Below are 15231 nucleotides of genomic sequence, written 5' to 3'. Positions count from 1 at the left end.
GGGGATCAGTAGACGATCTTGTCCGGGATGTTCTTGGTGCTGATGCGCTTGCTGAACACCCAGTAGCTCCACGCCTGGTAGGCCAGCACGATGGGAATGAAGATCACGGCCGCCCAGGTCATGATCGTCAGGGTCGTCTCGGAGCTGGCGGCGGTGACGATGTTGAGTCGGGCCGCCACCGGCTGTGAGACGTCCTGAGCGAACCCCAGATTGCCGTACATCCGCAAGAACAGTCCCGCGACCATCGTGAGGATGGACAGGCCACCCAGCACGAAACCCCAGCCCTCCCGTTCCCGGTGGACGGTCATGAACACCGACGCGGCCAGCGTGACCACGGCGACCACGGCCGTGACCCACCCGAGCGCGGCGAAGTTCCCGAACTCGGAAGTTGCGGGCCAGAACGCGTGCTGGCAGACCACGAAGACCGCCAGCAGCCCGACGACCGGCCAACCCCAGGTGCGCACGAACCCGCGGGCGCGGTCGTGGATCTCGCCGCGCGACTTCAACGCCAGGAAGGTGGCGCCGTGCACCAGGAACAGGGCTACGAACAGCACACCGCCCAGCAGCGCGAACGGACCGAACAACCCGAAGAAGCTGCCGTTCCACAGCTTGCCGTCGTTGGCCAGGCCGATCGCGAAGTTCGCGAACCCGACGCCCAGCACCAAGGCCGCCGTCAGCGACCCGTAGGTGGCGAAGACATCGAACATGTTGCGCCATTTGGCGTCGGGATGCTTGGAGCGGTACTCGAACGCCACCCCGCGCAGGATCAGCCCCACCAGCACCAGCAGCAGCGGCAGATAGAGCCCGGAGAACAAGGTGGCGTACCAGCCGGGGAAGGCCGCGAAGGTGGCGCCGCCCGCGGTCAGCAGCCACACCTCGTTGCCGTCCCAGGTGGGGCCGATGGTGTTGACCATCACGCGGCGTTCCTTGTCGTTTCGACCGAGCACGGGAAGGAGCATGGCGACGCCGAAGTCGAAGCCCTCCAGGAAGAAGAAGCCGATCCACAAAACGGCGATCAGCAGGAACCAGACGACGTTCAGCGCCGGGACGGTGGTTTCAAGCAGAGGCATGTCAACTCTCCAGCTCAGTACGCGAAGGACATGGGGGCGTCGGGATCGTCGGAGACCTTCGGTTCGGTCACCTCGGGCAGACCCTTGGCCGTGTAGTGGAGGAACAGGCCGACCTCGATCACCGCCAGCAGGCCGTACAGCAGCGTGTAGACGATCAGGGAGAACAACACGTCGCCCGCGCTCGCGGTGGGGGAGACGCCGGCCTCGGTGGGCATGACGCCCGCCACCAGCCAGGGTTGGCGTCCCATCTCGGTGAAGATCCAGCCGAACGAGATCCCGAACAGCGGCAGCAGCGGCATCGCGGCCATCAGCGTCGTCCACAACTTCGACGGCTTGGGGGCGCGGCCCTTGCGGATCACCCACAGCAGGTAGATCCCGATCAGCAGGCCGAGACCACCGAAGACCATCATCATGCGGAACGACCAGTAGGTGGCGTTCACGTCCGGGATCGGGTTGAGTCCGCCGTATTTCCCGGCGAGCTGCTCGGCGTACTGGGACTGGAGTTTCGTCTGCGACCCGTCCTGCAGCGAGTAGCCGTTCTGGGCGTACTGCTCGCGGATGGTGTCGATGCCCTTGATCTGCGGCACCCCCGCGATGATCGACAGGACCGCCGGGACCTTGACGTCGACGACGGTGCCGGTCTGGTCGGCGTTGGGCAGGGTCAGCAGCGAGAAGTCGCCGGTGTCCTCGAAGGCCCCCTCGGCGGCGGCGATCTTCGACGGTTGGAGCTGCGTGATGGCCTTGGCCTGCGCGTCACCGGTGTAGAAGGTGAGGGCGGAACCGGCGATCAGGACCCAGGCGCCGAACTTCGTCGCCCACCGGTAGGTGGCCGCGTCCTCCTCGGAAACCTCCGGCTTGGCCAGGTGCCAGGCGGAGATGCCCGCGATCAACCCGCCCGCGACCATGTAGGAGGCGAAGATGACGTGCGGCAGCGCGGACAGCAGCAGCGGGTTGGTCAGGACCTCCAGGAACCCGCTCACGCCGTCGAGCTCGGCGCGTCCCAGCTCGGAGTTGAACTTGGTGCCCACCGGGTTCTGCATCCAGGAGTTCGCGGCCAGGATGAACACCGACGACAGCATGGTGCCGATGGCCGCGGCGTAGATGCAGGCCAGGTGGATCTTCTTCGGCAGCTTGTCCCAGCCGAAGATCCACAACCCCAGGAAGGTGGACTCGAGGAAGAAGGCGATCAGGGCCTCCAGGGCCAGGGGCGCACCGAAGACGTCGCCGACGAAGCGGGAGTACTCCGACCAGTTCATCCCGAACTGGAACTCCTGGACGATGCCCGTCACCACCCCCAGGGCGAAGTTGATCAGGAACAGCTTCCCGAAGAACTTCGTCAGCCGTAGGTACCGCTCCTTGCCGGTGCGCACCCAGATCGTCTGAAGCACCGCCACGAGCATCGACATCGCGATCGTGATCGGTACGAAAAGAAAGTGGTAGACGGTGGTGATTCCAAATTGCCACCGTGCTATTGCGACGGGGTCCATGGCCGGAACCTACTACCCCGTAATGACATTTTCAACATGCGGACAAGATGTCCCGACGGCTTTGCCGAGAAAATTGACCGGGGTGGTTGCGGGAGGCGTCGTGAAGAGCCCGGCTGCGGCCCGTAGAATGCCCCCATGATGGCCCGGGGTGAGCTGGAGCGGCAGGTGATGGTGCTGCTGTGGCGGTCCACTGGGCCGCTCACCGTCGCTGATGTCCAGGAGCTGTTGGTCCGCGACCGGGACCTGGCGTACACCACCGTCATGACGGTGCTGGACCGGCTCGCGAAGAAAGGCCTTGCCAGGCGGGAAAGACGCGGCCGGGCCTGGTGCTACGAGCCCGCCGACCCGCAGTCGGTGGTGCTGGCCCGGGAGATGGCCGAGCTGCTCCGCGACGTCCCCGTCGAGGTTCGCGACGAGGCCCTGCGACTCCTGTCCGAGTCGCTGTCCCGGCCGTCCCCCACCCCCTGACCGGGCGCGCATTATGTCATTTGGAAAGATTTTGTAGCGTATACGGTACAAAATCTTTCACGATGTCGCACAAACTTTCATCGGGGCGTTCTTGACGTTCGTTAAGAACTACGAAACGTAGTAATCAAATACGACAATGCGTAGTAGAGATGACGGTGTTTTCCACAGGTGGGAGATGGCGTGGAGAATCGCGGATCCCGCCGCCCAAGATGAAGATGTGACCTCCAGAACCATCCTTCCCGACTCGCTCCGCCTCCGCGCGCGCACCCAGGGCGGGGTTCTCACGGCTGCCCAGCTCACCGCGGCCGGGGTGAGCCGCGCCGTCATCCGCGGCCTGACCGGCAGGGGGTGGGTGCACATCGCCCATGGCATCCTGTGCTTCAGGCGACCCACGTGGGAGTCGCTGCTGTGGTCCGGTCTGCTGCGTGGTGGTGCGGGCGCCGTCGCCGGATCCGAGGCCGCCACTCATCTCAACGGCATCACCCGCCGCGAACCCGGTCGTATCGTGATCTGGCTGCCGAGAACATCCCGGCGCGTTCGGTTCGCCTTCGAGGGATGGAGCATCGAGTACCGCGTGGGAGACCGTCCCGCGGTCGGGAAACCCCCACGGCTGCCGCCGGCCGCCAGCCTGGTCGACTACGCCCGCGACGCCACCGAGGACGAACTGATCCATGCCGTGGCCACCGGGATCTCCAGAGGGCTGCTGTCACCCGACGAGGTCGAACGGGCCTTCATGGAACCTGCACGCGTCAGGCACCGTGCCGCAGTGCTGCTTCTGACCTCCACAGCAGGGGAAGGGATCGAGAGCATCCTGGAATGGCGTTACCTCTGGCACGTCGAACGGGCACACCGGTTGCCCACCATGGTTCGTCAGGACCGGAGGCTGGCAGGGGCCCGGTTCGACGGCACCTACCCCGACCACGGGTTGGTGGTGGAACTAGACGGTCGGGAGTTCCATGACGCAGCGCAGGACCGGCTCCGGGACAACCGGACCGTGCTCAACCTCGGATGGACGACGTTGCGCTACGGCTGGTTCGACGTGCTGAACGAACCCTGCCGAGTGGCGAACGAGGTGGGGTTCGCTCTTCGGCAGCGGGGGTGGAAGGGGAGGGTGGCCACCTGCCCGAGATGTCGGGGGAGGCTGCCGCAACGGGTCAAACAGCCGCCCGGAGGGGTTGTGGAACTGCTCGAAGGACTACGGGGTCGCGCCCGGGTGGATGAGGCGGCTGCCGGTTGAGCCGAACCTCGCGAGCGTGAGCGAGCTGGTCGTTGTGTGTCCGGGGTGTTGTGGTCGGGTCTGGTTGCTGGGCGTGGGGTGGTTTCGACTCGGGGTGCTCGTTCCTCGCGCCCCGGCTCAACCGGCTTCAAAGGGCGGGTTCGACCCGGTCGTCGGCTTTGCTCACGGCAGATGTGTGACAGACAAGTTCTGTCCCCCGTTTGGCGGCTCGGGGGTGTTCCAACTCCATTGGAGAACCTTCCGGCATTAGGCTGAAGAGAAATCTGACGACGGGAGAAGTGATGTCGCTTCCTTTGGGTCCTTGGCGGCTTACATACACGCCCGGCCAGTGGCTGGTGCTGGCGGGGCCACGTCTGGTAGCGGTGATGCAGCCTGCGCCGCCGAAGATGTCGATGCTCGTGAACCAGTTGTGGACCGACATGCAGGGCGCCGGTTCGCTGGCCGCGCTGCTCGACGTGTTGCGCGGCTATTCCTTGGACCAGATGCCGGACTTCGCGGCGTTCGTCTGGGACGGTGGGTCGCTGCACGGCCTGGCCCGCGGCCGGATCTCCGTCGTCGACATGGCGACCGGACAGACCGCGCTCGACGGCTCGGGTGCGCTCACCTGGCACGAGGCGCCGCTGGGCACCATCCGTGGGCTTCGCGTGGACATGGGTGTCCTTGAGTACGAGGCGCTGCTCCACCTGCCGTTGATCGCCGGTGCCGTCGGCGCCTCGGCGCTGCACCTGACCACCGACCCCGACCAGCTCGTGCGGCTGCCCGACACCGAACACCAGCTTCCCGAGCCCGTCGTGCAACAGCCCCAGCCCGTCTCCGAACCCCTGGAACCCGTTGCCATGCCGGAAACCCAGGAAATGTCCGCCGCCCACAGCGAGGACTCCCAGTTCCAGCGCCCCGGCGTGGGCAGGGGATACGCCGACGAGCCGCAGCAGTACGCCCCCGTGGGAATCGGCGTGCAGGTCAACACCGGCGAGTTCTCGAATGTCGTCGGGGGACTGGTGATCGGCCGCGCCCCTGACGCGGCGCGCGGTCCCATGGGCTCGTCGCTGATGCGCGTGCCCAGTCCCGGCAACGACATCTCCCGCAGCCATCTGCTGATCGAACCCGCCGGTCCCGGTGAGGCGCGCATCACGGACCTGCGCTCCACCAACGGCACCACCATCCAAGTGAGCGGTGAGGAACCGTACCTGCTGGAGAACGGCGAATCGGTGACGGTCCCGATCGGAACCGTCCTCAACCTCGGCGACGGCGTGAGCCTTCGGATCGAACAGGCCCGCTGAACCACCCTGGTCAAAGCCGGTTGAGCCGAAACTGTCTCGCCCGTTCCTCGCACCCCGGATCAACCGGCTTGGAGAAGACACCCCCCTTTTTTTCCAGGCACGAATCGCAGGTGAAGAACGGTTCAACGTAGTGTGGTGACGTTGAACCGTCGAACCCCCGCGTTTCGTGGACAGGGGGAAGAAGGGCACTCGAGTCCTTGAATGTCCCGCCCTCAGTTCCGTGCCGCCTGTGACAGGCGTTTTGTGCGCAGGGGCTCTCGGGTGCGGGCCCAGCCGGCTTCACAAGAGGGGTGGCCGGGCCATGGGCCCGGCCACCCCTTTGAGGCGGAACGGATCGGTCACTGGACTGGCGACAACATGCCCTCGTAGAAGAAGACGGGGACGAAGTTGTCGGAGTAGAACGAGTTCATGTAGTAGTCGCTCTTCTCGGGGAACCCCGCCACCTTGTTGGTGACCACGGGGTTGTTTCCGAATCGCTCAACCAGCGGCAGCACCGGCAGCAGCTCGTTGAACGCCTGCGCCAGACGGGTGGTTTTCGCCACCTGCTCCTCCGGCGTGCCGAACGCGCTGTCACGGACCTCCTGCTCCAGGTTCATCGGGCCGAGAACGTCGGTCTCCACCTGGAGGCCGAAGCCGATTCCCTTGCCCTCGCCGAGCATCGGGTAGTTGAAGTTGATCAGCGTCGCGTTGTAGGAGTCCGTCGGGAACGGGTTCGACGCGCCCCAGGCCTGGATGGCCAACTGGAAGTTGCCTTCCTGCACGTCGACCTCCTGCTGGCTGGAGTCCACACCGATCGGGGTGATCTTGATGCCGAAGGCACTGGCCTGCTCCGCGAGGCTTTGACCCGTGGCGGCCCAGTCGACGTAGTCACCGGGGAAGACCAGGTCGTACTGCGCGGGCTTGCCCTCGCTGGTGACCCACTGGTTGCCGTTCTTGGTCCAGCCGGCCTCCTGCAGCAGTTGCGTGGCCCGCGCCTCGTCGAGATCGTAGGCGGTGAGCTTGCTGGCCGCCTCCGGGGTCACCCATTTCTCGATGGCGTTGTCCGACAGGCCCGTCATGTACCGGACGCCCTTGCCGGAGTCGCCGAGGGAGATCGTGCCCATCTCGTTACGGTTGAGGAAGAAAGCGAAGGCCTGACGCACGCGCTTGTCCTTGAACTCCGGCAGTTTGTTGTAGTTGAAGAACAAGGCGGGACCGGTGTACGTCGGGGGACGCAGGATCGTGTAGCCCTGCTGCTCGAACTGTTTCGTGGTGGCGACGGGGAACCCGTCCGTGGCGTAGTGGACGTCACCGGAGAGCACCAGGGGGGTGATGGTCTCCGTGGATCCGCTGTGGACCGTGATGGTGTCGTAGCCCACCTTGTCCGCGCGATACCCGTTGTTGTTGAGGGTCAGCGTCAACTGCGAGTTGGTCATGGTGGAGGTGTTGATCGTGAACGGACCGGACACGATCGGCTGGTTGATCTTGACCTCAGCGATGCGCGCCGACAGGGCCTTCGCCTCGTCCGAGTCGGGGGCCGCCTTCTTCTTGAACAACGCCGCGGCGTCCTCGACCACCGTGCTGTACTGCGCGCTGGAGGCGGGCCGCTCGCGCATGATCCAGTACACGGCGATGGGTGCTGGCGAGTTCAGCGTGAACCTGACGTTGGAGTCGTCGACCAGCTCGATGTCCTTGATGTAGTTGAACACCGGCTGCTGCATGGCGTAGCGCATCACGAACGTGTTGTACACGTCCTTCGCCGTCAGGGCCGAGCCGTCGCTCCACTTCAGTCCCTCACGCACCTTGTAGTTGAAGGTGAGGCCGTCAGGGGAGAGGGCGGAGGACTCATCCGCGAGCAGGTAGTAGTACTGCTGCTTCTCCCAGTTGTAGATGCCGCCGGGCAGCATGATCATGTCGTTGAGGTAGCCGAGGTTCGTGGGAATGGAACCGGTCACGCCCGAAAGGGTGTGGAAGTTGCCCTTGGGGGGCAGATCGAAGGACTGGTCCGCGCCGAAATTGCGGCCGGTGGCGGCGTTGTTCCCGGTGGGGGAGCGGCCGGCGGCGGAACAGCCGGTCAGCAGCATCGCCGTGGCCACTACCGCGCTCACCGCTGCAACGATGCAGCGACCGAGCCCTCGTCGTGGTGTCGTGTGGGTCATGATTCCTCTCTTGGTCGGGGGGTTTTCCTTGTGCGATCCGGGGATCTTCTGGCGAGTAGCAGGAGCAGGGCCCCGCAGCCGGTCAGCAGCGCGCCTGCCGCGAGGGAAAGGACCGACATCACCCAGGCGGCGGAATCGGCTGGGACCCGCAGCATGCTGAGGCCTGCCAGGAGGGTGATCGTGAGTCCCGCGGCAATCGCCTGGCGGGGCATGCCGTCTGTCGTCATGGCGCACCATCGGCAACATCGGTGTCGTCGAACCTGAGCATGGGAAGCGCGTCGATGAGCGCCTTGGTGTAGGCGTGCTTGGGCGCATCCATGACCTCGGGGGTCGGACCGTACTCCACCAGTTCGCCCAGGTAGAGCACCGCGGTGCGACCCCGCCAGGCGAAGTGCCTGGCCAGGGTGAAGTCGTGGGTGATGAACAGGAAACCGACGCCAAGGTCGTCGCGCAGCTCCGACAGCAGGTTGATCATGCTGCCGCGGATCGAGGCGTCGAGCATCGACGTGGTTTCGTCGGCGATGATCAACGCCGGTTCGGTGGCCAGCGCCCGGGCCAGCGCCACGCGTTGACGCTGCCCACCCGAGAGTTGATGGGGGTAGCGTTCCAGGAACAGGTCGGCCGGGGTCAGTTCCACCCGTTCGAGCAGTTCCGTTGCGCGCCACCTGGTCCGGTTCCTCCGGGCGCCCAGGGCGGAGAGCAACGTGCTGAGCGCCGTGCGGGTCGGGTTGAGCGAGGCGTAGGGATCCTGGTGCACGTACTGCACCTCTCGCCGGAAGCGCATGAAATCGGGTCCCCGCAGCTGCGAGATGTCCTGGCCCCGGTAGTGGATGCTGCCGGCGGTGGGTTTGTCCAGGCCCGCGGCGATCCTGGCCAGCGTGGTCTTCCCCGAACCGGACTCACCGACCAGGCAGGTCACCGACCCGGCATCGACCTGGACGCTGACCTTCGAGACCGCCACCACCTCGCGTTCCGCGCTGCGGAACCGTTGCGTGACGTCACGGATCTCCATCAATTTCTCAGTCATCGGCCCGTCCTTCCGAGCGCTTCCTGGGGATGTGGGCCACGCGGTGGGTTTCGCTCAGCCACACCTCGGAGTCCTTTTGCAGCTTGAGCTGTTGGGCCGTGCCCTCGTTGGTGGTGATGTCGTAGTCGGCCAGCGACTCCTTGATCGTCCGCAGCCGGCCGGGTTCGCCGTCCCAGCGGGGGATCGTCTCCAGTAGCGCGCGGGTGTAGGGGTGCCCGGGATCCGTGAAGACCTCCCGGGCCGTGCCGAGTTCGACGATGCGGCCGTCGTACATCACCGCCACCCGGTCCGCGATCTCCGCGGCGAGCGCCAGGTCGTGGGTGATGAAGATCATCGAGAACCCGATGCGTTCCTGCAGCGAACGCAGGATGGTGATGATCGCCTTCTGGGTCAGGACATCCAGCGCGGTGGTCGGCTCGTCCAGCACCACCAGGCGGGGGGACAGCAGCAGCCCCAGAGCGATCAGCACCCGCTGCCGCATCCCGCCGGAGAGCTGGTGGGGATACGAGGCGAGCACCCGTTTGGGTTCCAGCATCACCATCTCGAGAAGCTCGGCCATCCACGCCTCGAGTTTTTCGCCCTTCGGGCTGCCCGCGTGGGCGCGAGCCGTCTCGACGAAGTGCTGTCTGACGGTGAGCAGCGGGTTCAGCGAGTTCATCGCTCCCTGAAAGACGACCGACATCTCCGTCCAGCGCAGGGCACGTTCCGCCTCCCTGGAGAGGCTCGTGAGCTTCACGGTGGTGCCTTTTTTCGTCTCGAACAAGATGCTGCCCGAGGCGATGCCGCCGCCCTTGGGCAGCAACCCCAGGATCGCCAGCGCCAGCGTGGTCTTGCCGCATCCGCTCTCCCCGGCGAGGACGAGCGTCTCCCGCGGGTACAAGGTGAGGTCGATGTCCCTCACTGCGGTCGATGGCTGCCGGTTCGTCGTGTAGGTGATCTCCAGCCCGGAGATCTTCAGCAGCGGCTTAGCACCAGTGGTCGGAGTCATCATTGTTGTTTCCCTGCCAGCCGTGGATTCAGAAGTTGTTCCAAGGTGCGCGCGAACCAGATCGCGGAGAGCTGGAGCACGCTCACCACGAGCAGCGGGGCCATGATCGACCATGCGGCGTTGGTGAAGAACAACGCACCCTTCGCCCAGGCGTTGTTGATCATGATTCCCCAGTTGATTCCCGTCATGGGCGCCAGTCCGAGCAGGTACAGCCCCACCATCGCGTACGTCGCCCCCGTCATCGCGAAGATGAAGTGGATCATGAGGTAGCTGGCCATGTTCGGCAGGATCTCGCGGCCGATGATGACCGGTGTCGACAAACCGACGATGCGCGCCGCCTCCACGTATTCGCGTTCCTTCAGGGAGAGCACCTGGGCCCGGACCGCTCGCAGCAGCCCCGGCCAGCCGAGGACCCCGAGCAGCAGCGCCAGCATCACGGGGCTGTCGAGACGCACGTAGACGGCCAGCACCACCAGCAGCGCGAACTGGGGGATGGTCAGCATGAAATCGGTGAACTGGATCACCAGGGAATCCACCCAGCCCCGCAGGTACGCGGCCAACGCGCCCAGCACGACGGCGATGCCCGTGGACACAGTGGCCGAGATGATGCTGACGATGATGACGTCGCGGCCGCCGAGCAGGATCATCGTGAGGACGTCGCGCCCGTCGGCGTCGGTGCCCAGGAAGTGTTCCGCCGACGGCGGGGCGTAGATCAGCGCGGAGTTGGCGGCCGGCACCTCGACGAACCACGGCAGGATCAGCGAGGCCACGCACATGAGGAGGAACACCACTCCGCCGACGGTGCCCGTCACGCTGGCCCCGAGGGCGCTTCGCCATCGGCCTTTCCCAGGGTGGGGAGTCCGGGCCCCGGTGAGGACGGTGGGATCGGTGGTGGGAAGCGGGGAGTTGCTCATCAGCGGGCACCTTCCACTCGGATCCGCGGATCGATACGGGACAGAAGCAGATCCGCCATCAGGTTGGCTAGCACCACCGAGACCGTGATGATCAGGATGAAGCCCTGGACCACGGGGTAGTCACGGGCCACGATCGCGTCGTAGAAGTAGTACCCGACGCCGTCGTACTTGAAGATCTGCTCCACCAGCGTCGAGCCCCCGACCACGAAACCCAGCTGGACGGCGAACTGGGTGAACAACGGCAGGATCGCGTTGCGCCCGACGTAGCTGATGTGGATGCGGGAGCCGGGAAGGCCGCGGGCCTTCGCGCCGATCACGTAGTCGTCCTCGAGCACCTGCGTGGTGGAGGACTTCATCTGCAGGATCCAGCCCCCCACGGAGGTCAGGACGTAGACGGTGATGGGAAGGGCGGCGTGCGTCAGCGCGTCGAGGATGAACTCGGCGGTGAATCCCGGTTGGACGCCGGGGGTGAGCGTGCCCCGCAACGAACTGACGTTGAACCAGCGCAGCTGGACGCCGAAGACCACGATCACCAGCATCGCCCACATGTAGTTGGGGACGGCGTTCAGCGCGGACGAGATGTTGGTGACCAGGTGGTCTATCCAGCGGCCGCGTTTGTAGGCGATCAGGACCCCCAGAGCGATCCCGATCAGGAACGACAGCAGCAGCCCCAGGCCGACACTGAACAGCGTCCATGGCAGGTAGGCGAGGATGTAGTCGCTCACCGAGGTCCCGGGCGCGACGATGGACTGGCCCAGATTGCCCTGCACCAACCCACCGAGATAGGTGAGGTATTGATCCAGCAGCGGGGCATCCGGGTCGTAGGACAGCAGCGAGGAAGCGCGTGCGAGCGCTTCCTGCCGTCCCAGGCCCTGCTGGGTCATTAGTTTCTGCACGTAGGCCTGCAGCGGGTTGCCGGGCATCCACCGCACCAGAGCGAAGGACAGGGTGGCCACGGCCCAGATCGTGATCAGGCTCTTGAGGATGCGCCCCAGGACGTAGTTGTGCCGGATGCGGTAGCCCAGGCTCGCCTGCGGCGGGCCGCCGGATTCCCGGGTCAACTCGGGACTGAGCTGCGCCGCCTCTTCTGCGTGAACGTCGTCGGACATGATGACCTAGAAGGACGTGGTGAGTTCGACGACCCGGCCGGTTTTCGCGGACTCGATGGCAGCGGTCATGATCTCGAGCGCGTGCCGGGCCTTGTAGGCGTCGGCGATGGGGGGTTCGCCGCTGCGGACGCAGTCGACCAGGTGTTCCATGAGCATGGCGCGGTGCAGTTCCTGTTCCCGGACGTTGTTGGCCTGGGAGAGGTCTTCCGGGTCCATCCAGGCGTCGACGCCGGGTTCCAGGTCCTGGACGAACACCTCGAGCGGGTTCTCGTCACGGTGGTAGATGGCCATCGCACCCCGCCGCCCGAACACCTCCACCTTGGGTGCCTTGGATGCCAGGACGTTGAACGTCGCGTCGATCACGGCGAAGGTCGAATCGCCGAAGTCCAACATGAGCAGGAAATTGTCCGGGGTGGTGACGGGAATCCGCAAACCACCGAAGGGACCCGTGCCACGCACGGTGCGGATGGCTTCCGTGATGCCCCCGAAGGCCGAGACCCGCCGCGCCGGACCCAGCAGGCTGGTGATCTCGTGGATGCCGTAGACGCCCATGTCGAACAGGGGCCCACCGCCCGGCTGGTAGAACCATGTCGGGTCGAACGGCCACCCGTCGGGAGCGCCGCCGGGGCCGCCGTGTGAACTGCGCACCCGGGCGAAGCACACCCGTCCGATGCGGCCTTCGTCGATGAGTCGGCGGGCCTCGCGGTACTGGGCGTAGAGCGTGTCGGGAGGGGCGCACACGAAGACAACACCCTGCCGCTCGGCCTCCTCGATGAGCGCGTCGGCCTCCTCCAGGGTGGTGGCCAGCGGTTTCTCGCTCAGCAGGTGCCGGCCGCTGCGGAGAATCCGTATCGAGGTCTCGGCGTGCACGGAGATGGGGGTGAGGTTCGCCACGGCCTCGACGCGGTCGTCACGCAACATCTCGTCGAGCGATTCGTGAACGGTGCCGATGCCGAATCTCTGGGCGGTGCGCTGCGCGTGCTCGGGCACGACATCCGCGACCGTGGTTATTTCAACTTTGTCTCCGAGCGTGGTTAGGTTGGGCAGAAAACCGTCCTCGTCGCCGGCGATCATGCCGGCCCCGAGGATCCCGAACCGTAGCGGCCTCTGCTGAGTCATGACACTCCTTAGCCCCGTTGCACCAGATTATAAATAGTATTAACTAACAGAGTTGACTTGGCAACACTGTGGAGAGGATCAACATGCCAACGGCCAGCGATCGGCTGATGGGCAAGGGGCCCAAACTCATCCGCGAGATGAACCAGCGTGTCCTGTTCGACTCGCTGCTGAGCCAGGGTCCGTCGACCCGTCCCGGGCTGGCGCGCGCTTCCGGGCTTTCCCAGCCCACCGTAATCGCGGCGCTCAACGAACTCGTGGACGCGCGGCTTGTCGTCCCGCTGGGCAACGACGCCCGCGACATGGGCAGGCCCGCCAAGCTGTACCGGGTGAACCCCGCTGCCGCGTCGGTCATTGCCGTCGACATCGGCCGCGTCTGGGTCCGTGTGGCGGTGGTGGACATCGCGGGCGACGAGCTCTACCGGCACGACGTGCGCAACGTGGCCAGGAGCGCGACTGCGCTGGTGGACCTGATCTCCGCGGAGGTTGCCCAGGCGAAGGCGAAGCTGCGGCTGGAGCCCGAGCGGACCTACGCGGTCATCGGCTCCCCGGGTGTTTTCGCCCCGAAGCGCGGCGTAGTGGACTACGCGGATCAGTTGCCGGGCTGGCATCGCCCCAAGTTGATCAACATGCTCAACGACGAGCTCGGCACGCAGCTACAGATCGAGAACGACGTCAACTTGGCCGCGCTGGCCGAGTCGATCCACGGCCAGGCCAAGCGACACGAATCCTTTGCTTACTTCCACATCGGCACCGGAGCCGGCATGGCGACCATCCTCAATGGGAAACTGCACCGCGGTTTCCGCGGGGCCGCCGGCGAACTCGCGTACCTGCTCACCGCCATGGGGACCGACGGGAAGGCGCGCGTCCTGGAGGACGTCGTCTCGGCGCGCGCGCTCACCGCTTCGGCCCGGGAGCTGGGGCTGGTGAACACCACTCCCGAGGCCGTCCTGCAATTGGCCGCGTCGGGGGATCCTGCGGCCCGGCGGGTCATGGATCGGTTCGTGGAGGGCATTTCGGCGGCTGTGATCGCCATCAATGCCGTCCTGGATCCCGAGTGTGTGGTCCTGGGTGGCGGCATTGGGATCCGTCTTCAGGATTACGTCGCCGAGATCGGAGACGCGGTGACCCGGCGCAGCCCGTTCCGCGTGGACCTCGACGTCGCGACTTTGCGCACCGACGCCACGCTGCGCGGGGCTGTCGACATGGGGTTGGAGACCGCGCGCAACGCGATGTTCCGACTAGGAGTCCAGGGCGGCGCCAGTTGACAAACTCCGGGTATTAATAAATACTCCTCAGAAAATGTGGTCCCCGAGGGGACGAGAAGCGATCTGAGGTGAACTCGTGACTTCCATCAACTTCGCAATCACCGGGCTCGACCACTGGTACTCGGCGGTGCCGCTGGCGCGGGGCCTGAGCAGGCACCCGCAGACCGAGCTGCCGCTCATCGTCGACAGCGACCCCGCAAGAGGCAGGGCACTTGCCAGCGACCTGGGGGCGGAGTTCTCCACGTCCCTCGACGATGCGCTGCAGGATCCCAGGATCAATGCCATCGGATGCTTCTTCAGTGTCGAGCAGAACCCCGCGATCTGCATCAGGGCGGCGGAGGCCGGCAAACACATCGTCTCCATCAAACCGATGGCGCGCACCCTGGAGGAGGCGAGCGCCATCGTGCAGGCGGTGGAGCGGTCCGGTGTGCAGTTCATCCCGGCGGAATCGCGGTCACGAATGACGGAGCAGAACCAGAGGCTCTTCGAGATCGTCCGCTCCGGAGCGCTGGGCAGGATCGTCTCGGCCAACTTCGCGCTGTGCGGGGTGCTGCCGAAGGCGTGGGAGGACTCCGACTCGCACGGCTGGTGGGTGGAGGAGGACAAGGCGCCCGGCGGCGGCTGGATCGATCACGCGATCTACCAGATCGACCGGCTGCGCTGGCTGTTGGGAGCGGAACCGGTCGATGTCATCGGGCACGCCGCTAACCTGCGGTATCCGCAGCTGCCCGTCGAGGACTACGGCCATGCCATCTTCACCTTCTCCGACGGCGTGGTTGCCACCATGGAGAACACCTGGACCGGCGCGGACGGGGCCTGGCGGATCACCACCACCATCAACGGAACCGAGGGGTCGCTGGCGATCGACACCATCGATGCGAACATTTCGGTGCTGCGCTCCGGCGCCGAGGCCCGCCCCGCCTGGGAACGGATCGGGCCGCTGGACGACGAATCCAACCTGATCCAGCCCCTCGTCGACCGGATCCGCGGTGAGAGCAACTCGCTGGGCACCGTCCACGACGCCTGGCGCAACCTCGCAGCCGCCCGCGCCTTCTACGACGCGGTCGCCTCCGGCACGAGACAACCCGTGCCGGTGCCGGCGGGTAGGAACACCTGAAAGAAAAGTGAA

At 65.7% G+C, this 15231-nt stretch carries 14 protein-coding genes; 5 read left to right on the top strand and 9 right to left on the bottom strand.

What is annotated here, in order from left to right; genetic code table 11:
• Positions 1–5: 5 nt before the first annotated feature.
• Together cydB and ACO6D6_RS08080 are read right to left on the bottom strand one after the other, a co-directional pair.
• On the bottom strand, positions 6–1070 hold the full coding sequence (cydB, locus tag ACO6D6_RS08085) for a cytochrome d ubiquinol oxidase subunit II (protein ID WP_484784750.1): 1065 nt from the start codon (positions 1068–1070) through the stop codon (positions 6–8).
• Between the two features lie 14 nt (positions 1071–1084).
• A complete protein-coding gene (locus ACO6D6_RS08080) occupies positions 1085–2557 on the bottom strand; it encodes a cytochrome ubiquinol oxidase subunit I (protein WP_484784749.1) in 1473 nt (490 codons plus the stop codon).
• Between the two features lie 135 nt (positions 2558–2692).
• On the opposite strand from ACO6D6_RS08080, the gene ACO6D6_RS08075 reads away from it, so the two are divergent.
• The 3 genes from ACO6D6_RS08075 (at position 2693) to ACO6D6_RS08065 (ending at position 5542) form a co-directional block, all read left to right on the top strand.
• Positions 2693–3025 carry a BlaI/MecI/CopY family transcriptional regulator gene (locus ACO6D6_RS08075; RefSeq protein ID WP_484784748.1) on the top strand — a complete coding sequence of 111 codons (333 nt, stop codon included), beginning with the start codon at positions 2693–2695 and terminating at the stop codon, positions 3023–3025.
• A 217-nt stretch (positions 3026–3242) separates the two neighbouring features.
• On the top strand, positions 3243–4262 hold the full coding sequence (locus ACO6D6_RS08070; RefSeq protein WP_484784747.1) for a hypothetical protein: 1020 nt from the start codon (positions 3243–3245) through the stop codon (positions 4260–4262).
• A gap of 281 nt (positions 4263–4543) precedes the next feature.
• Positions 4544–5542, top strand: a complete 999-nt coding sequence (locus tag ACO6D6_RS08065) for an FHA domain-containing protein (RefSeq protein WP_484784746.1) — start codon at positions 4544–4546, stop codon at positions 5540–5542.
• Positions 5543–5880: 338 nt separating this feature from the next.
• Here the strand turns inward: ACO6D6_RS08065 and ACO6D6_RS08060 are convergent, their stop codons facing one another.
• The 7 genes from ACO6D6_RS08060 to ACO6D6_RS08030 are packed head-to-tail and all read right to left on the bottom strand — an operon-like array spanning position 5881 to position 12837.
• Entirely contained in the window at positions 5881–7629 is a 1749-nt protein-coding gene (locus tag ACO6D6_RS08060) for an ABC transporter substrate-binding protein (RefSeq protein WP_484784744.1), read from the bottom strand.
• A 47-nt stretch (positions 7630–7676) separates the two neighbouring features.
• The gene (locus ACO6D6_RS08055; protein WP_484784743.1) at positions 7677–7907 is read right to left on the bottom strand and encodes a hypothetical protein; all 231 of its coding nucleotides are present in this window, start codon (positions 7905–7907) and stop codon (positions 7677–7679) included.
• A complete protein-coding gene (locus ACO6D6_RS08050) occupies positions 7904–8707 on the bottom strand; it encodes an ABC transporter ATP-binding protein (protein ID WP_484784742.1) in 804 nt (267 codons plus the stop codon). The genes ACO6D6_RS08055 and ACO6D6_RS08050 overlap by 4 nt, the downstream gene beginning before the upstream one ends.
• Entirely contained in the window at positions 8700–9698 is a 999-nt protein-coding gene (locus ACO6D6_RS08045) for an ABC transporter ATP-binding protein (protein WP_484784740.1), read from the bottom strand. The genes ACO6D6_RS08050 and ACO6D6_RS08045 overlap by 8 nt, the downstream gene beginning before the upstream one ends.
• On the bottom strand, positions 9695–10609 hold the full coding sequence (locus tag ACO6D6_RS08040) for an ABC transporter permease (RefSeq protein ID WP_484784739.1): 915 nt from the start codon (positions 10607–10609) through the stop codon (positions 9695–9697). Before ACO6D6_RS08040 ends, ACO6D6_RS08045 begins: the two co-directional genes overlap by 4 nt.
• Complete coding sequence (locus ACO6D6_RS08035) at positions 10609–11718, bottom strand: ABC transporter permease (RefSeq protein WP_484784738.1); 1110 nt, start codon at positions 11716–11718, stop codon at positions 10609–10611. The genes ACO6D6_RS08040 and ACO6D6_RS08035 overlap by 1 nt, the downstream gene beginning before the upstream one ends.
• Before the next feature lie 6 nt (positions 11719–11724).
• Positions 11725–12837 carry a Gfo/Idh/MocA family protein gene (locus ACO6D6_RS08030; RefSeq protein WP_484784737.1) on the bottom strand — a complete coding sequence of 371 codons (1113 nt, stop codon included), beginning with the start codon at positions 12835–12837 and terminating at the stop codon, positions 11725–11727.
• 83 nt (positions 12838–12920) lie between these two features.
• Here ACO6D6_RS08030 and ACO6D6_RS08025 point away from each other — a divergent pair, with 83 nt between their 5' ends.
• Positions 12921–14102 (top strand): ROK family protein, encoded by a 1182-nt coding sequence (locus tag ACO6D6_RS08025; RefSeq protein WP_484784735.1) that lies wholly within the window; start codon positions 12921–12923, stop codon positions 14100–14102.
• A gap of 76 nt (positions 14103–14178) precedes the next feature.
• The gene (locus tag ACO6D6_RS08020; protein WP_484784733.1) at positions 14179–15219 is read left to right on the top strand and encodes a Gfo/Idh/MocA family protein; all 1041 of its coding nucleotides are present in this window, start codon (positions 14179–14181) and stop codon (positions 15217–15219) included.
• Positions 15220–15231: the final 12 nt, after the last annotated feature.

The sequence above is a fragment of the Arachnia sp. genome (assembly GCF_057238465.1).
Note: the sequence above shows the minus strand (reverse complement) of the source record. Positions and strands in the feature narration are given on the sequence as shown.